Origin of the sequence: Pseudomonas koreensis (genome assembly GCF_012986595.1) — a bacterium.
In the GTDB taxonomy this organism is placed as follows: Bacteria; Pseudomonadota; Gammaproteobacteria; order Pseudomonadales; family Pseudomonadaceae; genus Aquipseudomonas; species Aquipseudomonas koreensis.
Window position 1 is genome coordinate 477671 of sequence record NZ_JAAQYM010000006.1, and the last position, 18104, is coordinate 495774.

The following is an 18104-nucleotide window of genomic DNA, read 5'->3' on the forward strand; positions in this document are numbered from 1 at the left end:
CGCCGCCCGCGAACGAGTCCTCATGTCTGCGCAGCAACTGCCCCCGCAAAGCTCCATGGCGATCACCCTGCAGATCGTCTCCATCGTGTTCTACACCTTCGTCGCTTTCCTGTGCATCGGCCTGCCGATTGCGGTGCTGCCCGGTTATGTCCATGAACAGCTGGGTTTCAGCGCCGTTATTGCGGGCCTGGTGATCGGCTCGCAGTACCTGGCCACCCTGCTCAGCCGGCCCATGGCCGGGCGCATGTCCGACACCATCGGCACCAAACGCGCGATTGTTTATGGCTTGTCGGGAATTGTGCTCAGCGGGTTGCTGACCCTGATCTCGACCTTGCTGCAGGACTTCCCGCTGCCCAGCCTGCTGATTCTGATCGCCGGGCGGCTGTTGCTCGGCGTCGCACAGGGTTTGATCGGGGTCGGCACCATCAGCTGGTGCATGGGCCAGCTCGGCACCGAGCACACCGCAAGGTCGATCGGCTGGAACGGCATCGCTTCCTACGGCGCGATTGCGATTGGCGCGCCGCTGGGTGTGGTCATGGTCGCCGATTACGGATTTATCAGCCTGGGCATCGCCCTGTCGGTACTGGCGGCGGGCGCCCTGATGTTGATCCGCAATAAACCCTCGGTGCCGGTGGTACGCGGCGAACGGCTGCCTTTTTGGGCGGTGTTCGGGCGCATTGCACCGTTTGGCGCCAGTTTGAGCCTGGCGTCCATCGGTTACGGCACGCTGACCACGTTCATCACCCTCTATTACCCTAACCGGGGCTGGAGTGGCGCGGCGTATTGCCTGACAGTCTTCGGCGCGTGTTTCATCCTGTCGCGGCTGCTGTTCATTTCGGCCATCAGCCGTTTTGGCGGATTCAATTCGGCGATTGCCTGCATGAGCATCGAAATCGTCGGGCTGGTGTTGCTGTGGTTGGCGCCGTCCACCGTGTTCGCATTGATCGGCGCAGGGCTGGCTGGCGTCGGCTTGTCGCTGGTGTATCCAGCGCTGGGGGTTGAAGCGATCAAACAGGTGCCCAATTCCAGCCGGGGCTCGGGGCTGGGGGCGTATGCGGTTTTTTTCGATCTGGCGCTGGCGATTGCCGGGCCGCTTATGGGCGCGGTGGCGCTGAACCTGGGGTATTCGTGGATTTTCTTTTGCGCGGCGATGCTGTCGGTGACCGGGCTGGGATTGACTTTGCTGCTCAGGCGCCGCGCCAAGACCTGAGGTCTGGCGAAATTCTTTGTAGGAGTGAGCCTGCTCGCGATAGCGGAGGGTCAGTCGACATTTACTTCACTGACACTCCGCTATCGCGAGCAGGCTCACTCCTACATTGGATCAGCGGTGTTTGTGGATCGGGTTATTGATCCGCGGTCTGCATCCCCGCCCGGCTCGGCTTGCCCAGCGTGCGCGAGAAGAACTGTCCGGCTTCGGAGATCAGGTTGCGGTGGATGTCTTCGCGGTCCACGCCGTCGGCGTCGGTGCACAGCGCCGGCATGGCGCGGATCTGCTCTTCGTTGCACGGCGCCATGAACACGAAGTGCCCTGCCCCGGCGAGCAATTTGAAGTCCGGCGCGGTCGGCAGTTTGCGCGCCAGCGCGGCGGCGTTCTTGTCGAAGGCCACCAGTTTGTCGCCGTCGCCGCTGTACAGCAGCACCGGCACATGCACGTCGGCCAGGGTGTGACGACCAAACTTCAGGCTCAGCGGCGCCATCAACAGCAGCGCATGCACACGCGGATCGGCCACTGGCTGCAGATCATCGCGATCGACGATCAATTCACCCTGGGTGTTGCAGGCATCGCGGTCGTCCGGGCGTTCCTGGCAGTAACGGCGCAGGCGATCCAGATCCGGCTGGGCGCCGGAGAGAATCAACGCAGTCTCGCCACCGGCCGAATAACCAATCACCCCCACCTGATCGGCGTTGACGAACGGCGAAAGCATCGGGTCGCCGAGGGTGGCGGTGATCGCTTCGGAAATCTGGATCGGCCGCCCGTACAGATTGCTCAGCGTGCCAAGTCGGCTGTGGTCTCTGGAGTTGTCGCCGGGATGAATCACCGCGACCACGACAAACCCCTTACGGGCCAACGAGGTGGCGAGGTCATGCAGGGCGATGGGCGTGCCGGTGTTGCCGTGGGACAACATCAGCATCGGAAAGCGGCCGATGGCGACCTTGGTGTCTTCGCCGGCCTCGACCTTGTAGCCTTCAAGCAGGCTGGTATGCTCGCGGTCGCTGGAAGGATAGAAAGCGATGGCGCGCATCGGTCGCAGGTCCAGCGGATCGAGGAATGTCATTTCGTGGTAACCGACACTCCACACGGGGTGTCGCCCGGGCGCGGCATGCACTGAACCGAGGCTGCCAAGCAGGCAAATCAGTAACGTTGCACAAAGACGCATCATGGGATGGCCCACCCTGTGTTACTCAATCGAAAGATCCTTTGTGTTCCGACACGCCCGAAACCCTGAGGTTCGGTAATCCGGCGCGGCGTTGCACTCAGACGTTGATCGTTTGACTGCATAACCCGGGCCAGATTATGCAACAGTCAGAAACAAAAAACTCCGCATCTGGCCCTTGCAGAACCAGAATACAGAGTTTTTTGAGGCGCGACCTGAACCGCAGCTGGTCTTTACGCAATGCTTACGCAGCGGCGAACAATTGCTCGCTGATCTTCGCTTGAGCAGCGCTCATCGCGTTGTTGCGCACTTCTTCACCGTAGGCCAGACCTTCGGCACGGACGATTTCGATGTCGGTGATGCCGAGGAAGCCCAGTACCAGCTTCAGATATTCTTCGTGAGCAATGCCGCTCGCCTGACCGGCATGGATGCCGCCGGAGGTGGAAACGATCACCACTTTCTTGCCACCGCACAGGCCTTCAGGACCTGCTTCGGTGTAACGGAAGGTCTGACCGGCAACGGCGACACGGTCGATCCAGGCCTTGAGCTGGGTCGGCACGGTGAAGTTGTACATCGGCGCGGCGATCACGATGGCGTCGGCAGCGATGAACTCGGCCAGGGTCGAGGCGCTCAGCTCGGCTTCGTGCTGTTGCGCAGCATCGCGCAATTCAGCGGTGGTGCCGGCGGCCACCAGGGTGGTCGACGAGAAGTGGCTGATGGCGTCGGCGGCCAGGTCGCGGTAGGTCACCACGGCGGTAGGCTCGGCGGCTTGCCAGGCTTTGACGACTTGACTGCTCAACTGACGGGAAGCCGAGTTGTCGCCCAGAATGCTCGAATCGATGTGCAGCAGTTTCATGTGGAATCTCCTGGAAAGAATCGCCGGTGGCGACGGAATGGAGACAATCCTACGGAAGAAACCAATAGCTGATTAGCCGCCGACAATGCGATAGTTCGTCCCACTGATAGAACGGTGGATTTTTCATGCAGGATCTCAACGATCTCTACTATTTCGCCAAGGTGGTCGAGGCCGGTGGCTTCGCGGCGGCCGGGCGTTTGCTGGGCATTCCCAAGTCGCGGCTGTCGCGACGCATTGCCGAACTCGAAGAACGTCTCGGCGCCCGGCTGCTGCAACGCACCACCCGCCAGTTGAACCTGACCGCCGTCGGCGAGCGTTATTTGCGCCATTGCCAAGCCATGTTGCTCGAAGCGGAAATGGCCGACGAAGCCGTCGCCAGTATGTCCAGCGAGCCCAAAGGACGCCTGCGTGTGTCGTGTCCCACCGGGCTGGCCCGGGAAATGCTGCCGTGGGTGATCAGTGAATTCCTTGGCAAGTTCCCCCAGGTACAACTGGAGGTGGTGCTGCTCAATCGACGCGTTGACCTGGTCGCCGAAGGCTTCGACGTCGCCCTGCGCGTGCGCGAACTGGGCGATGAAGATCCGCTGCTGGTCACCCGTCGTCTGCGCCAGGCACAAATGGTCGTGGTGGCCAGCCCGGCCTTTGTCCAGGGCAAGACGATCCGCCACCCGCAGGACCTGAAGTCGCTGCCGGTGCTCGGCGCGCTGGAAGCGGACCGCATGGTCCACGTGCGCTTGCTCGATCAACAGGGCAACAGCGTCGAATTGAACATGGAAGCGCGGCTGGGCATCGATGATTTCATCGTACGCAAGGCCTGCGTGCTGGCCGGCCAGGGCTTTACCCTGCTACCGATGATGTATTGCGAGGCCGACCTTGAGAGCGGCGCGCTGGTGCAACTGCTGCCCGAGTGGTCGTTGCCTGCCGGCTGGTTGCAGGCGGTGTATCCGCATCGGCGCGGGGTGATGCCGGCAGTGCGGGCGTGGATCGATCACCTGGTCGAATCGTTCAATGCGTGTGGGGAGCGACTGTTATGACAAAAGGAAAGATGAACGAAGCGGAGGTCGCCGCCTTCTGCCTGGCTTTGCCGGGCGCGCGGGAGGATTACAAATGGGGCGGCGTGCGGGTGTTCTCGATTGCCGGCAACAAGATGTTCGCCCTGCAGGGGCTGCGCGGAGATTCTCTGGCGTTCAAGGTCGACAAGGATCTGTTTCTCGGCCATTGCGACCGCCCGGGCATTCACCCGGCGCCTTATCTGGCGCGGGCGCAGTGGATCATCATGCACCCGCCCTACCCGCTGGGTGCGGAAGAATTGCGCGGGTTGCTGACGCGCTCGCATCAGTTGGTGGTGAGCAAATTGCCGAAGAAAACCCAAATCGGATTATTGCTGTAAACCCGATCTCTGTAGGAGCTGCCGGAGGCTGCGATCTTTTGACTTTGATCTTTGTAAAAGCAAGGTCAAAAGATCGCAGCCTTCGGCAGCTCCTACAGGGAATTTGTGGTGATTTAGAACAATGAAAGCAGGTTCGAACCGAGAAACAACTGGTCGATCCAGAACACCTGATGCAGCGCCACGATCGCCCAGAACAGAATCTGAAACGACACCTTGCGCGTCTTGTGCCGGAACACCTGCTGGGCAAGCAGCGCACCGGGCCAGCCGCCGGCCAGCTCCAATGCATGCAGGATGTTTTCCGGGGTGCGCCAGGCGTCGACGCGGGCCTTGCGCTTGTCCGCCCAGTACATGAAAAACGTCAATACGCTGACCACGCCATAGGCGGTCAGCGGTACCAGCGAAATTCCCTGCAGCCACATCGACAGCGCGCCGAACAGCGGCAATGCGCAGACGATCAGCAACACCGCCAGTTTCAATTTCAGATGCTGAATGCCGCCACCGGACGAGCGTCCGTCCGGGCGGCGTGAGCGGGCATCACTCATGGTTTGGCCGCCGACCAGTCCACCCAGCCGAACTGCCAGGTCGCCAGAATCACCAGACCGAAGACAATCCGGTACCAGGCGAACGCCGCGTAGCTGTGGCTGGCGATGAACTTGAGCAGACCACGCACGGCGATCATGGCGAAGATGAACGCGGTGACGAAGCCAATGGCGAACACCGGGAAGTCCGCCGGTACGAACAGATGGCGATACTTGTAGCCCGAGTACACCGCCGCACCGACCATGGTCGGCATCGCCAGGAAGAACGAGAATTCGGTCGCGGTCTTGCGCGAAAGGCCGAACAGCAAGCCACCGATGATCGTCGAACCGGAGCGTGAGGTGCCGGGAATCATCGCCAGACACTGTGCGAAACCGACTTTCAGTGCATCTTTCCAGGTGATCTCGTCCACGGTTTCGGCGTGCACGGCATGTTGCCGACGCTCGGCCCACAACATGATCACGCCACCCACCACCAGCGCGGTGGCAACGGTGATCGGGTTAAACAGGTACTGGTGGATCAGGTCGGCAAAAATCACCCCCAACACCACTGCCGGCAGAAACGCGATCAGCAGATTGGCGGTGAAACGCCGCGCACTCGGCTGGGTTGGCAAGCCGATCACTACATCGAGAATCTTGCGGCGAAACTCCCAGACCACCGCGAGGATCGCGCCGAGCTGAATAATGATGTTGAACGCCATGGCCCGTTCGCCGCCGAAGTCGAGCAGGTCGGCCACAATGATCTGGTGCCCGGTACTGGAAATGGGCAGAAACTCCGTCAGCCCCTCTACAACTCCAAGAATCAGTGCCTGAAAGGCGGTCCAAAGATCCATCAATCCCCCAAAGAGCGATGCGCGCGGGCATGCTCCGATAATATTTTTTTACGTTCACTGCGTTCAGCGTAGCGGTTTGTTGCTGTACCGATTCCGCGCGCACAGGATCCACACGAAACGGTCAAAATTCCGTGAAATATCAATTTGAATTCAGGTTTTCACGCGCGGGGCCGAAATCTTAACAGACAAGCCTTAATAGTGCTGTGGCGTTATTCGACTTGGGTCGCGTATGCCCGATCACCCAAACGTGGTTGGATGCTGGCGTTGATTTATTACAAGAAAAAGAAATCGGAGTGACAGCGTTATGAACAGCTTGCGCAGTGTGTCGATCAGCCGACGCTTGTGGCTCATTTTGATTGTGGCGGTGGTCATGTTGTTGACCTTGGGCGTATTGATGCTCAAGCAGATCCACGATGACCTGTACCACGCCAAGGCGCAGAAAACCCAGCATGTGGTGCAGACCGCCAGCGGCCTGCTGACCTATTACCACGACCTGGAAACCGCCGGCACCCTCACCCGCGACGCCGCGCAGAAACAGGCGCTGACCGCCATTCGCGGCCTGCGCTACGACCAGAGCGACTACTTCTGGATCAACGACCTCACACCGGTGATGGTTATGCACCCGACCAACCCCAAGCTCGAAGGCCAGAACCTCTCGGCGATCCGCGACCCGGACGGTTTTGCGGTGTTCAACGAGATGGTCGCGATCGCCAGAAGCAAGGGCGCGGGCATGGTCAATTACCGCTGGCCCAAGCCCGGCGCCAGCGAGCCGGTGGCGAAAACTTCTTACGTCAAACTGTTCGAGCCGTGGGGCTGGGTGCTCGGCTCCGGCGTCTACATCGATGACGTGCAGAGCGAGTTCCAGGGCCAGGTGATCAAGGCTTCGGTGATCGGCTTGGTGATTGCCGTGATCATGGCCCTGCTGGTGATTCTGATTGCCCGCAGCATCGTGCGCCCGCTGCAGGAATCGGTGAACGCCATGGCCAACATCGCCAGCGGCGAAAGCGACCTGACCCGCAGCCTCGATACCCACGGCCAGGACGAAGTCACGCAACTGGCGCATCACTTCAATGCCTTTACCGCCAAGTTGCGCCGGGTCATCGGTGACTTGCAGGTGTCGGCCAGTGCGCTGGGCCAGTCGTCCAGCGAACTGGGCAACGATGCCACCCAGGCCCAGCAACGCAGCCAACAGCAATCGCAGCAGATGGAGTTGGTGGCGACCGCGATCAACGAAGTGACCTACGGCGTGCAGGATGTGGCAAAGAATGCCGAGCATGCCGCCGCGGAAATGCGCGACGCCGAAGCCCAGGCGCAACAGGGCCAGATCAACATCGATGGCAGCCTGCAACAGATCGACAAGCTGTCCGGGACCATTGATCAGGCGGTCGAAGTTATTCGTACGCTGGCGGCGGAAAGCACGCAGATCGGCAGCGTGCTGGAGGTAATCCGCTCGATTGCCGAGCAGACCAACCTGCTGGCGCTCAATGCGGCCATCGAAGCCGCCCGCGCCGGTGAGCAGGGCCGAGGCTTTGCGGTGGTGGCCGATGAAGTGCGTCTGCTGGCCCAGCGCACGCAAAAATCGACGGCAGAAATCCAGGCCATGATCGAACGTCTCCAGAATCACTCGGAGGCGGCGGTCAAGGTCATCGGCGACAGCAGCAAGGCGTCGCAACTGACCATCGAACAGGCCGGCCTCGCCGGTGCCAGCCTCAACGCCATCGGCCAGGCGCTGCGCAATCTCAATGGCCTGAACGCCTCGATCGCCAGTGCCACGCTGCAACAGGCGCATGTGGTCGAGGACATTAACCAGAATGTGACCCAAGCGGCCGGGCTGTCCCACAGCACGGCGCTGGCGGCGGAACAGTCGAGCGCGGCGAGCGTTCGACTTGGCCAATTGAGCGAACAACTCAACCAGTTGCTGCGCCAGTTCCGCGTCTAACCGCCCCCACTGTAGGAGTGAGCCTGCTCGCGATAGCGTCGTATCAGTCAACCACAGAGTGGCTGACCGACCGCCATCGCGAGCAGGCTCACTCCTACAGGTTTTTGGGTACAATCCGCTCCCTCCTCAATTCCCCCAAGGAACCCCCATGTCCGGGCTTGAACTGTTTGCCGCCGCCCTCGGCGTGATCGCCGTCTGGCTGACGGTCAAACAGAACCCGTGGTGCTGGCCGATCGGCCTGGTGATGGTGTTGCTGTACAGCTGGATCTTCTATGACGTGAAGCTGTACTCGGACATGTTGTTGCAAGTGATCTACGCCGCGCTGCAGGTCTACGGCTGGTGGCAATGGACCCGCGCCGGGACGATGCATGACGGGCGCGATGTCACGCGTCTGGACCGGCGCTCGCTCCTGCTCGGCCTGGGCGTGGGCGCCCTCGGCAGCCTGCTGCTGGGCGCAGCCATGGCGCACTGGACCGATGCCGCGCAACCATGGCTCGATGCGGCGCTGACGGCGTTCAGTCTGGTCGCGCAATTGTGGATGGCGCAGAAGCGCCTGCAATGCTGGGCGCTGTGGTTCGTGCTGGATGTGATTTTCGTCGGCCTGTTCCTTTATAAAGGTCTGTACCTCACCGCCGCGCTGTATGCGCTATTCACTCTGATTGCCGTGCAAGGCTGGCGGGAATGGCGCGCCGATCCGGCGTTGCAGCGATGAAAGTCGTTGTTCTCACCGGTCCGGAATCCACCGGCAAGAGCTGGCTGGCTGCGGGCCTTCAGGCACACTTCGGCGGCGTAAGGGTGGATGAATACGTACGTTGGTTCATCGAGCAGAACCCGCGCGATACGTGCCTCAACGACATCCCGGAGATCGCTCGCGGGCAGTTGCAGTGGGAAGACCAGGCGCGGGCGCAGCAGCCCGAGCTGCTGATTCTCGACACCCACCTGCTGAGCAATATCCTCTGGAGCCAGACCCTGTTTGGCGCCTGCCCGGCGTGGCTGGAACCTGAGCTGCTGGCGCGGCATTACGACCTGCACCTGTTATTGTCCCCGGAGCAGATCGACTGGACTGACGACGGCCAGCGCTGCCAGCCGCAATTGATCGAGCGGATGGCGTTCTATCAGGCCACTCGCGACTGGCTGGTACAACACGGGCAACCGCTGCAGATCATTCAGGGCAACTGGGATGAACGCCGTGCCCAAGCCTTCGCCGCCGTCGCGCGTTTGTTGGCTGATTGACCACTCGAAGGGCCCCTTTAAGGGCCAAAGTGTCCATTCCTGAAACACCTTTCCCCGCGCAAAGCAGCCATTTAAATGGCCTTCATCATTTTGTCAGCCCATCTGTTACGCCGATGAAACAGCCTTCGGCAAACCCTTGTTGCAGAGCGTTGCGCCGCCCCTGACCCGGCCAGGGCCCGCGCGACTGTTTCAGCGCTGAGACAGATGATGTATCAACGCTGCACGCGCCAGCGCCAACCCATTGAAAATCAACGACAACTCAAAAGCGGCACAGCTTTCGCTCTCTCCTTCCCAACGCTGACAAGAGCCAGCCCACTGAAGAAGGAATTGCCGCCGTGGGGAATATCAATAAAGGCCTGACCTGCCTTCTGCTGATTGGATCAGCGGCCAGCACATTCATCAGTTTCAACGTTCAGGCCGAAGGCAATGGCGTGATCGTTCTCAACCGCGACGTCCAACCGATTGCCATCGGACGCAGCGGCGGCAAAGACCCCTACCCAACCACGGTCAATGCCAACCCTTCTGGTCGCATCGATCAGGCCATGACCAGCACCGAACTCAACGATGGCGACTTTGCCAGTGTCGCCAGCGGCAGTTCGATCCGCAGCAACATAATCACGCCGAATTCGAACATGCCCGGCATGAACGTCCTGACCAATCCCAACGGCCTGCCAGGCATGAGTGCCGGTCACGGCGGCGGCGGTGGCGGCACGATTTCCAACACGATCAATCGCTCGTTGAGCACCGGTCTGGCACCGCTGACCCGCATGGCTGGAGGCCAATGAGATGAATCGTTCCCTTCTGCTGCTTGCCCTCTTCGGCTGCGCCAGCGTGATGGCCGATCCGAGTTCCGTGAACAACGCCGACATCCAGGACACCGGCATGCAGTACCGCGGCAACTTCAACGTCAACCAGGCCGCCGGCGACCAGATGCAACAGACCAATACCAAGGCAATCGCCATCGGCACTAACGCCAGCGCCACGACCATCGTCAGGCAGAAGCTCGACACCCCTGCCAATCCGTCGATGAACGCCAGCGCCACCATTGGCGGCAACTCGTTCAGTAATGGCAACGGGATCCTCGGTGTGAACCAGGGTGCCGGTGCCAACAACCAGATGGCCAACGTGACGCGCGTCAGCATCAGTGCTGCCCCGCAGAGCGTTGACGACAGCGCCCTGTCGCAACAGAACGTGGCGCTTTTACCAAGCTCAGGAGCAACTGGTACCTCACCCGGCAGTCGCCAGGTCACGACAAGTGATCAGGCCTTCACCGGCAGCCGCGGGGTAATCCAGGTGAACCAGAGTGCCGGGGTGGGGAACCGAATGGCTAACACCCTGAGCATCCGGGTCGCAGACTGACCCAAACAAGAAGCAGTGCAATTAGAAAGTACCAACACTTAACCAACTAATAAGCACGATGGAGTAACACCATGAAAACTACAATGGCTCTCAAACCACTGGTTTTCGCTCTTGCAGCAGTAATGGCAATGGCGGCTCAAGCAGGCGGCAGCAATAACGGGCACGGCAATGGTCATGGCAACCATGAACCAAAAGGCCCTACCCTGGAAGAGCTGCTGCAGATCGGCGCAGGCGCCGGTGCTGCCGTACTCGACACACAAAACAGCGATGGCAACCTGGTGGGCAACCAAGGCACCAAAAACGATGCCAACGTGAATAACTCGGCCAATGGCACCAACGGCAACGTCGGCATGAACAACACCGCTGGCGATGGCAACCAACAAGACAATGCTGCCGCACTGGCGACTGCCGATGAGAGCTTCATCTTCGGCACTGCGGTGGCTGTCTCTAGCGCTACGCAGGTCAACAACAACAACGCGGTTGCCAACTACTCGACAACCAACAACGCCAGCCTCAACAACGTGGGTAATGGCGGTTCCGGCAACATTGGTGTGAACAACAGTGCCGGCAACTTCAACCAACAGAAAAACAACCTGGCAATTGCTGTATCCGGTGGTCGTGTAGCTAACGCCGCTGCTGCTGCGAACCAAAGCTCCACGGGTCTGACTGTGTCCAACAACGGCACTCAAACCTACAAAAAAGACACCCTCACTGGCACTGTCGCCGCCGTCGGCGTATTTGGCGCCGTGGGCGAAGCTACCATCAAGGGTGACAGCCACGGCGGTGGCGGTTATGGCGGCAATGACAGAGGCCATGGCGGTAGTGGCGGCAGCAAAGATCAGAAAGCTACCTTCGAAGCTGTGGGTGCCTTCGGCCTCGCTGGTGTCACCACTCAACAAGTGCTGACCCCGGATGGCTGGAAAAACCCTGTGACCAACAACGCAAACATCTCGAACGTTGGTAACAACTTCTCCGGTAACGCTGGTTACAACAACGCCGCTGGTGTTGGTAACCAACAAAGCAACTCGCTGTCCATCGCTGCAGGTTGCAAAGCCTGCATGTAATCGCGATCGAAACGAAAGCCCCGGAAACGGGGCTTTTCCTCAGTCCGCAAAGGCGTATCGATCATGCGTAAGACTGCCTTTATCGCCCTGCTTTGCCTGTCCGGCCTGACCCAGGCTGCCCAGATGCCGATCGCTGCCCTGCCCGGCGGCGTACTCGTCTACAAGGACGTGCAAAGCATCCGTGAACGCAAGTTTGCCGACATCGTCGAACAAAAAACCGATTTCAGCTGCGGCGCCGCCGCACTGGCCACGGTACTGCGCCAGGCTTATTGGCTCGACGTCGATGAAGAGCACATCATCAAAGGCATGCTGGTCAACGCTGACCAGGACCTTGTTCGTACTCAAGGGTTTTCCATGCTGGACATGAAGCGCTACATAGAAAGCATCGGCATGCGCGCCAGGGGCTACAAGATCCCTCCGGAAAAACTCGACGACGTAACAATCCCGGTGGTGGTACTGATGGAAATTCGCGGCTACAAGCATTTTGTGGTGCTGCAGCGTTCGGACAAGGACTGGGTTTACATCGGAGATCCGGTTCTAGGTCACAAACGCTACGCCCATGATGACTTTGTCAAAGGTTGGAACGGCATTGTCTTCGCTATCGTCGGCCCCGGTTATGACAAAACCAATGCATTACGCAGTCCACCGACGCCGCTGACCGCAAAGAACAAGCTGGATAACTTCAACCCTGTCAGAGATGCCGAATTGATGGACTTCGGGTTCATACAGAGCGACTTCTTTTAATCGCCGATTATAAAGAATGGGGCTGGATGTCCCGGGAGCAGCAGATGAAAACCTCATACTGGCTGGCCGCCGCCTGCCTGGCAGCGAGCGCGTCAGGCTATGCCAATGCAGGGTTCAAACCTATCGAAATCAATGATCATGAGCTCTCCGAGCTACGCGGTCGTTACGTCATGCCGGGGCGGATCATCAGCTTCGGCATTGTCATGAGCAGTACCTGGCGCAACGCCAGCGGTGATCTGATCGGCGCTGCGACGTCGATGCAAATCCAGGCCGCCACAATCAAACCGGAATTCTATGTCTCGACCATCAAGGAACAGGGCAATGGCAGTACCCCGACTCAGGGCACTGGCAGCGTCGTGGGTGGCGCGGCACTCAACAGCAGCCAGGGCGTGACCCAGAGCGTACGCGCCGCCGGTGACGGCAATACAGCCAACAACAACGTGGCAATCAACGTAAAAGAAGCCAACACCCCGCCTCCACTGGCCCCCGCACAAGGCCAGGCCCTGATGGCCGGGCAGACCATCGGCGCCAGTAACGCTGCAGGCAGCGTCGCCGTTTCGGCCACCGGCAGCGGCGTGCAGATGGCGATCCAGGCCTCGGGGAATCAGGGCACGGCCCTGCAACAGGTCGCCCAGGGTGGCCTGCTGCAGAACACGCGCCTGTTGGGCAACGCCAACGTGGTCAACAACATGACCCAACTCAATGTTGTGCTTAACAATAACGGCATCAGCCCCGGCGCACTGGACTGCAACCTGACTCAACTCAGGGCACTACGCAATATCGGATATTGAACTACGCTGAGTCTCGATCATTGGGCTTAAAGGGACGGCTTATTCATGTATCGATCAGTATCACTGCGTGCCGCTGTATGTTTGAGCACTCTTCTACCCGCGGCGATGCTGCAAGCAGCACCCGACGCAGATGTGGAGACCCTGAAACAGGAGCTTCTGGAGCTGAAGCAACGATACGAAGTGCAACAGAAGGCCCTGGCGGTGCTCGAACAACGGGTCCGTCAGGTCGAAGACCAACCGGCGGCGCCGCAGCCCAAACGGCTGGCCAAGTCGCCGTCTGACATGAAAGGCAATCCGAAAGTCGCCACCAGTACCGGGGCTCCCGGGACTGGCGCGGCGGCAGCGTCGGGGGGCGCGGCCGGAGGGAGTGGTGCTTCGTACGGCCAGTCGCTGGCAGACGATTCACAACCGGCACAGAGTGTGTCCAACCTCTACGACGAGGCCAGCGGCTTCTTCGGCGGCGGCAAGTTCAGCTTTGAGACCGGCGTGACGTACTCGCGCTACGACACTCGCCAACTCATCCTCAACGGCTTTCTGGCCCTCGACTCGATCTTTCTGGGCAACATCAACCTGGACCGGATCAAGGCCGATACCTGGACGCTGGACCTGACCGGTCGCTACAACTTCGACAACCGTTGGCAGTTCGACGTGAACGTGCCGGTGGTTTACCGCGAATCGACCTACCAGTCCGGCGGGGGTAACGGTGGTGCGTCGAACGTCACGACGGAGCAGGATGTTTCGCGCGACCCGACCATCGGCGACGTCAACTTCGGCATCGCTTACAAGTTCCTCGACGAGTCGGTCAACACCCCGGACGCCGTGGTGACCCTGCGGGTCAAGGCGCCAACCGGCAAGGATCCATTCGGGATCAAGCTGCGCCAGACCGACGCCAACTCCAACCTGTTCGTGCCTGACACCCTGCCTACCGGTAACGGTGTCTGGTCGATCACACCCGGGGTCTCGCTGGTCAAGACGTTCGACCCGGCAGTGCTGTTCGGCAGCTTGTCCTACACCCACAACCTGGAGGAGTCGTTCGACGACATCAGTTCGACCGTCAACCAGAAAACCCCGGGCAAGGTCAGCATCGGCGACAGCTTCCAGATCGGCGCCGGTATTGCGTTTGCACTGAACGAAAAGATGAGTATGTCGTTTTCGATGTCTGATCTGGTGCAACGCAGGAGCAAACTCAAACCCGATGGCGGGGATTGGCAATCGGTGGTGTCCAGTGACGCCAACGCCGGTTATTTCAACGTCGGCATGACCATTGCCGCCACGCCTAACCTGACTATCGTGCCCAACCTGTCGATCGGCATGACCCCGGATGCCCCCGACTTTTCCTTCAGCCTGAAATTCCCGTACTACTTCTAAGCAGCAGATCAGAAAAGATCGCAGCCTGCGGCAACTTCAACAGGGATTTACACCTGTAGGAGTAGCCGCAGGCCGCGATCTTTTGCTTTTAGCGAATCTGATGTTTGTGCAGCAAGCGATAAAACGTCGGCCGCGAAACCCCCAGCACCTTCGCTGCCACACTCAGATTATCGCTGTGCCGATTCAACACATCACACAATGCCTGGCGCTCGGCGCGGGTCTTGTAGTCTTCGAGCGTGCCCATCGGCGTACTGATCGAATGCTGGCTGATCAATCCCAGATCCCGGGCTTCGATCTGCCGCCCTTCCGCCAACACCAAGCCCCGTCGTACTCGGTTGGCCAGTTCGCGCACATTGCCCGGCCAGTCGTGCTTGCCCATGGCGATCAACGCATCCTCGCTGAAGCTGCGTGGACGGCGCCCGGTTTCGTGGCTGTAGAAGTGGGAAAAATGGTTGGCCAGCATCGACAGATCACCGTGGCGTTCGCGTAATGGCGCAGTGACTACTTGCAGCACATTGAGCCGGTAATACAGGTCTTCGCGAAAACGCTTTTTTTCGATGGCCGCTTCGAGGTCGACGTGAGTGGCCGCCAGCACGCGAACATCAACCGGAATCGGCTGACTGCCACCGACGCGCTCGATGTGTTTTTCCTGGAGAAAGCGCAACAGATTGGCCTGCAGTTCCAGGGGCAGATCGCCGATTTCATCGAGAAACAAGGTGCCACCGTTGGCCGCCTCGATGCGCCCGACCTTGCGCTGGTGCGCACCGGTGAAGGCGCCTTTTTCATGGCCGAACAATTCGGATTGAATCAAGTGCTCGGGAATCGCCCCGCAATTGATCGCGACAAAGGGCTTGTTATGGCGTTGTGACTGGCGATGCAAGGTGCGCGCGACCAGTTCTTTACCGGTGCCACTTTCACCACGAATCAGCACCGGGGATTCGGTCGGCGCCAGTTTGCTCAATAACTTGCGCAGCTCGCGGATCGGTTTGCTGTCGCCGAGCAATTCATGTTCAGGCTGATCGATGTGAATCGTCCCCTGCCCGCGCAAACGCGCCATGCCAAACGCCCGCCCCAGAGTCACCTGGACCCGCGAGACATCGAACGGCAAGGTGTGGAAGTCGAAAAACCATTCGCAGACGAAGTCGCCGACGTTCTGCAGGCGCAGGACTTCCTGATTCAACACGGCGATCCACTCGGTGCCGCTGCGGCTGATCAGTTCCTTGACCGCTTCGGGTCGTTCCAGATGAAAAGGCTGCAATCGCAGCAGTCCGACATCGCAACTGCGGTCGCCGGCATTTTCCAGGGTACAGCTGTCAACATCCCACCCCACCGCGCGCAGACCGGGCAACAGCCGGTGACAGTCGTCGCACGGGTCGACCACCAATAAACGTCGTAACGCAGGCGCTTCGATCATGACTGTTCCTTGGCGCCAAATTTAGGGAAATTATTGTAAAAACAGTCATTTGGCAGACCCGACTGTAACATTAGCAAGAAATTGACGGAGCCTTGTATCGATTGCTTATAGATGTACAAGCTAACGAGTTATAAGAAACGCGTTTATTAGTTAGCTATCGAGTTGAATCTTTCACCCAGCTTTCAAAAACTGTCGGAATCCTGAGCAGGCGAAATAAAGTTGAAATTTCTTTGTGTCGTGTGTGACCTGCCACCGGGTTGCGTGCATCAGTACAAGTAACCAGCCGAACGGTAAGCCCAACCGACGGCAGATCATTTGATTGGGCACGACAGAGAGAAGACCCCATGACCGCCCCGCTCCGTATCAACGAAGCTCTTTTGATTGCCAACCACGCGTTCAAACCCTTCCAGTGCGTGGCCTGGGCTCCACAAGACGGCAACGGCGAACTGAACCTGACCGTCATCGACCGGACCAACTCGCACATCGGCCGCAAGCAGATTCCGAGCAGCGCTTACTCCGATCCTGCGCAACTTGAGCAACTGCTGCAACAGGCACGTGCCGAACTGAGCAAAGAAGGTTATCTGCTGCAATCGTGGTCGATGCCAAACTAGTCAGAGGGCAACGCGGGTGACTGCAAGGTCATCCGCCCCGTTCTTCGTTAGTTATTTGCCAAGTTTTATCTCCCGGTACTTTTGTACAACTTCTTTTAAAAGCGTCAGGCGCTATTGCTTGTCTCGCTTTCATTTGGTTCAAAAAGACACTGTTCTGGCACAGTGCGACCCTCCACCTGTTAGTTATCTCAGTTGTACTTCGGCGTATTCAGGGATTGAATGTTTCGCTCATGCAGTTACCCGCCCCCTCGGGCTTGGTCAACTTGCAAGGAGAGGCATGCATGACCACCCAGGACGCCTTTGCGCTCCCGACGCCGCTGAATAACGCCGGACAACTCGACAGACGTTTTGCCCACACCGGCATCGCCCACGTGTACTTTGCCGGGAGCCGGTCCAGCATGACCCAAGGGCTGGCGCTGGATGCTCAAGGCCGGCTGCTGGTGGCCGCCAAGGTCGGCACCGCGGACGGCAGCCGTTTCGGGCTGGCGCGAATGCTCGCCGACGGCTCTGCCGATCTGAGCTTCGGTGTTCAAGGCAGCGTGATCGGCGAGTTCGCCCCCGGCTTCGAAGCCATGGGCGCCAAGGTGCAGGTCTTGGCGGACGGACGAATCCTGCTGGCGGGTCTGCACTATGAAAACGCCCATCGCACGCTGCCCGCCCTCGCCCTGTTCGACGCCAACGGCGCACCTGATCCGACGTTTGGCGACAACGGCCGAAAAGTTGTGTGCCTGCCCGGCGATCTGTCCATCGGTTCGCGTGACCCCTGGCTGCCACCCGGTGTGCCGGGCGCCGAAGCCTGCGACATCGCCGTGCAAGACGACGGGAAAATTCTGCTGATCGCCAATCACCACTTCGAACTGGCCGATCACGCCGGCATGCTGATTCGCCTGACCGCAAACGGCGCACTCGATCCGGATTTCAATAAGCGCGGCTTCGTGATGATCCGTCACCTGCTGCTCAACACTTGGCTCAACAGCCTCCTGCTACAGGAGGATGGGCGCATCATTGTCGCAGGCTCCATCGATTTCCCCCAGGAAGGCCTGGTGGCGCGTTATCTGCCTGACGGGCGTCTGGATGAGCGCTTTGCCGTGGATGGCTTTCTCGCCTTCAAGGCCCAGGGGCAAAGCGCGATGGTCAGTCAGGTGCTTTATTCGATGGAGCATCTGCACTGTTTTGGCAGCAGTCGCGATCCGATCCGCTGTATGGCGCTGAGCCTGCATTCCAACGGTCGCCCGGCGTCGCATAACTACGCTGGCCACCCACACCTGCTGGAAATCGGCCCCAGTGGCTGCCAGTGGAGCGCCGCCCAGTGCATGGCGGATGGCCGAATCATCGCGGCGGGCGCAACGATTGGCGGTATCGAGGCGGACTTCATCGTGGCGCGTTACCTGCCCGACGGCCGCCTGGACACGCAGTTCGGCAATGGCCACGGCTGGCAACGCACGCGCTTGGGCCGTAGCCTGGATACCGCCAACTCAATCGCAGTGCAGGCCGACGGTCACATTCTGGTGGGCGGCTACTCGCTGGACGGCAACTACCGGGCCGTGGTCGCGCGTTATCTGAATCAATAACCCCACAACACTTGAACTTG

Annotated in this window: 19 protein-coding genes; 14 read left to right on the top strand and 5 right to left on the bottom strand. The window is 59.8% G+C overall.

What is annotated here, in order from left to right:
* Positions 1-22: 22 nt before the first annotated feature.
* Positions 23-1210, top strand: coding sequence for an MFS transporter (locus HBN98_RS20820; protein ID WP_083369022.1), 1188 nt, complete (start codon positions 23-25; stop codon positions 1208-1210).
* Between the two features lie 133 nt (positions 1211-1343).
* Here the strand turns inward: HBN98_RS20820 and HBN98_RS20825 are convergent, their stop codons facing one another.
* Positions 1344-2381 carry an alpha/beta hydrolase family protein gene (locus HBN98_RS20825; protein WP_083369021.1) on the bottom strand — a complete coding sequence of 346 codons (1038 nt, stop codon included), beginning with the start codon at positions 2379-2381 and terminating at the stop codon, positions 1344-1346.
* A gap of 238 nt (positions 2382-2619) precedes the next feature.
* Positions 2620-3231 (bottom strand): FMN-dependent NADH-azoreductase, encoded by a 612-nt coding sequence (locus HBN98_RS20830; protein ID WP_064587669.1) that lies wholly within the window; start codon positions 3229-3231, stop codon positions 2620-2622.
* A gap of 125 nt (positions 3232-3356) precedes the next feature.
* Between HBN98_RS20830 and HBN98_RS20835 the strand changes: the two genes are divergently transcribed.
* Positions 3357-4265 carry a LysR substrate-binding domain-containing protein gene (locus HBN98_RS20835; RefSeq protein ID WP_064587670.1) on the top strand — a complete coding sequence of 303 codons (909 nt, stop codon included), beginning with the start codon at positions 3357-3359 and terminating at the stop codon, positions 4263-4265.
* Positions 4262-4621 (top strand): MmcQ/YjbR family DNA-binding protein, encoded by a 360-nt coding sequence (locus tag HBN98_RS20840; RefSeq protein WP_083369020.1) that lies wholly within the window; start codon positions 4262-4264, stop codon positions 4619-4621. Before HBN98_RS20835 ends, HBN98_RS20840 begins: the two co-directional genes overlap by 4 nt.
* A 113-nt stretch (positions 4622-4734) precedes the next feature.
* On the opposite strand, the gene HBN98_RS20845 is transcribed toward HBN98_RS20840, so the two are convergent.
* On the bottom strand, positions 4735-5163 hold the full coding sequence (locus HBN98_RS20845; protein WP_064587672.1) for a DUF1294 domain-containing protein: 429 nt from the start codon (positions 5161-5163) through the stop codon (positions 4735-4737).
* Positions 5160-5990, bottom strand: coding sequence for an undecaprenyl-diphosphate phosphatase (locus HBN98_RS20850; protein ID WP_064587673.1), 831 nt, complete (start codon positions 5988-5990; stop codon positions 5160-5162). Before HBN98_RS20850 ends, HBN98_RS20845 begins: the two co-directional genes overlap by 4 nt.
* Positions 5991-6294: 304 nt before the next feature.
* Between HBN98_RS20850 and HBN98_RS20855 the strand changes: the two genes are divergently transcribed.
* From HBN98_RS20855 to HBN98_RS20895, 9 genes are all read left to right on the top strand, one after another.
* The gene (locus HBN98_RS20855) at positions 6295-7929 is read left to right on the top strand and encodes a methyl-accepting chemotaxis protein (protein WP_083369019.1); all 1635 of its coding nucleotides are present in this window, start codon (positions 6295-6297) and stop codon (positions 7927-7929) included.
* A 148-nt stretch (positions 7930-8077) separates the two neighbouring features.
* On the top strand, positions 8078-8641 hold the full coding sequence (gene pnuC / locus HBN98_RS20860; protein ID WP_064587675.1) for a nicotinamide riboside transporter PnuC: 564 nt from the start codon (positions 8078-8080) through the stop codon (positions 8639-8641).
* Positions 8638-9162 (top strand): AAA family ATPase, encoded by a 525-nt coding sequence (locus HBN98_RS20865; RefSeq protein ID WP_083369018.1) that lies wholly within the window; start codon positions 8638-8640, stop codon positions 9160-9162. The genes pnuC and HBN98_RS20865 overlap by 4 nt, the downstream gene beginning before the upstream one ends.
* Positions 9163-9497: 335 nt before the next feature.
* Positions 9498-9947 (top strand): hypothetical protein, encoded by a 450-nt coding sequence (locus HBN98_RS20870; protein ID WP_064587677.1) that lies wholly within the window; start codon positions 9498-9500, stop codon positions 9945-9947.
* Position 9948: 1 nt separating this feature from the next.
* Positions 9949-10521: a hypothetical protein gene (locus HBN98_RS20875; RefSeq protein ID WP_064587678.1), complete on the top strand. Its 573-nt coding sequence runs from the start codon at positions 9949-9951 to the stop codon at positions 10519-10521.
* Positions 10522-10592: 71 nt separating this feature from the next.
* A complete protein-coding gene (locus HBN98_RS20880) occupies positions 10593-11585 on the top strand; it encodes a hypothetical protein (RefSeq protein WP_064587679.1) in 993 nt (330 codons plus the stop codon).
* 63 nt (positions 11586-11648) lie between these two features.
* Positions 11649-12329 (top strand): C39 family peptidase, encoded by a 681-nt coding sequence (locus tag HBN98_RS20885; RefSeq protein WP_064587680.1) that lies wholly within the window; start codon positions 11649-11651, stop codon positions 12327-12329.
* 44 nt (positions 12330-12373) lie between these two features.
* Complete coding sequence (locus HBN98_RS20890; RefSeq protein ID WP_083369439.1) at positions 12374-13120, top strand: hypothetical protein; 747 nt, start codon at positions 12374-12376, stop codon at positions 13118-13120.
* A 45-nt stretch (positions 13121-13165) separates the two neighbouring features.
* Positions 13166-14488 carry a hypothetical protein gene (locus HBN98_RS20895; protein ID WP_064587682.1) on the top strand — a complete coding sequence of 441 codons (1323 nt, stop codon included), beginning with the start codon at positions 13166-13168 and terminating at the stop codon, positions 14486-14488.
* Positions 14489-14576: 88 nt separating this feature from the next.
* Here the strand turns inward: HBN98_RS20895 and HBN98_RS20900 are convergent, their stop codons facing one another.
* Positions 14577-15902: a sigma-54 dependent transcriptional regulator gene (locus HBN98_RS20900; RefSeq protein ID WP_083369017.1), complete on the bottom strand. Its 1326-nt coding sequence runs from the start codon at positions 15900-15902 to the stop codon at positions 14577-14579.
* 344 nt (positions 15903-16246) lie between these two features.
* Between HBN98_RS20900 and HBN98_RS20905 the strand changes: the two genes are divergently transcribed.
* Complete coding sequence (locus tag HBN98_RS20905; protein WP_064587684.1) at positions 16247-16513, top strand: hypothetical protein; 267 nt, start codon at positions 16247-16249, stop codon at positions 16511-16513.
* Positions 16514-16794: 281 nt separating this feature from the next.
* Positions 16795-18084, top strand: a complete 1290-nt coding sequence (locus HBN98_RS20910; RefSeq protein WP_083369016.1) for an NHL repeat-containing protein — start codon at positions 16795-16797, stop codon at positions 18082-18084.
* Positions 18085-18104: the final 20 nt, after the last annotated feature.

Excerpts from the sequence above, each read along its gene's own strand:
- HBN98_RS20820 (WP_083369022.1), top strand. The coding sequence starts at position 23 with ATGTCTGCGCAGCAACTGCCCCCGCAAAGCTCCATGGCGATCACCCTG.
- HBN98_RS20825 (WP_083369021.1), bottom strand. The coding sequence starts at position 2,381 with ATGATGCGTCTTTGTGCAACGTTACTGATTTGCCTGCTTGGCAGCCTC.
- HBN98_RS20830 (WP_064587669.1), bottom strand. The coding sequence starts at position 3,231 with ATGAAACTGCTGCACATCGATTCGAGCATTCTGGGCGACAACTCGGCT.
- HBN98_RS20835 (WP_064587670.1), top strand. The coding sequence starts at position 3,357 with ATGCAGGATCTCAACGATCTCTACTATTTCGCCAAGGTGGTCGAGGCC.
- HBN98_RS20840 (WP_083369020.1), top strand. The coding sequence starts at position 4,262 with ATGACAAAAGGAAAGATGAACGAAGCGGAGGTCGCCGCCTTCTGCCTG.
- HBN98_RS20845 (WP_064587672.1), bottom strand. The coding sequence starts at position 5,163 with ATGAGTGATGCCCGCTCACGCCGCCCGGACGGACGCTCGTCCGGTGGC.
- HBN98_RS20850 (WP_064587673.1), bottom strand. The coding sequence starts at position 5,990 with ATGGATCTTTGGACCGCCTTTCAGGCACTGATTCTTGGAGTTGTAGAG.
- HBN98_RS20855 (WP_083369019.1), top strand. The coding sequence starts at position 6,295 with ATGAACAGCTTGCGCAGTGTGTCGATCAGCCGACGCTTGTGGCTCATT.
- pnuC (WP_064587675.1), top strand. The coding sequence starts at position 8,078 with ATGTCCGGGCTTGAACTGTTTGCCGCCGCCCTCGGCGTGATCGCCGTC.
- HBN98_RS20865 (WP_083369018.1), top strand. The coding sequence starts at position 8,638 with ATGAAAGTCGTTGTTCTCACCGGTCCGGAATCCACCGGCAAGAGCTGG.
- HBN98_RS20875 (WP_064587678.1), top strand. The coding sequence starts at position 9,949 with ATGAATCGTTCCCTTCTGCTGCTTGCCCTCTTCGGCTGCGCCAGCGTG.
- HBN98_RS20880 (WP_064587679.1), top strand. The coding sequence starts at position 10,593 with ATGAAAACTACAATGGCTCTCAAACCACTGGTTTTCGCTCTTGCAGCA.
- HBN98_RS20885 (WP_064587680.1), top strand. The coding sequence starts at position 11,649 with ATGCGTAAGACTGCCTTTATCGCCCTGCTTTGCCTGTCCGGCCTGACC.
- HBN98_RS20890 (WP_083369439.1), top strand. The coding sequence starts at position 12,374 with ATGAAAACCTCATACTGGCTGGCCGCCGCCTGCCTGGCAGCGAGCGCG.
- HBN98_RS20895 (WP_064587682.1), top strand. The coding sequence starts at position 13,166 with ATGTATCGATCAGTATCACTGCGTGCCGCTGTATGTTTGAGCACTCTT.
- HBN98_RS20900 (WP_083369017.1), bottom strand. The coding sequence starts at position 15,902 with ATGATCGAAGCGCCTGCGTTACGACGTTTATTGGTGGTCGACCCGTGC.
- HBN98_RS20905 (WP_064587684.1), top strand. The coding sequence starts at position 16,247 with ATGACCGCCCCGCTCCGTATCAACGAAGCTCTTTTGATTGCCAACCAC.
- HBN98_RS20910 (WP_083369016.1), top strand. The coding sequence starts at position 16,795 with ATGACCACCCAGGACGCCTTTGCGCTCCCGACGCCGCTGAATAACGCC.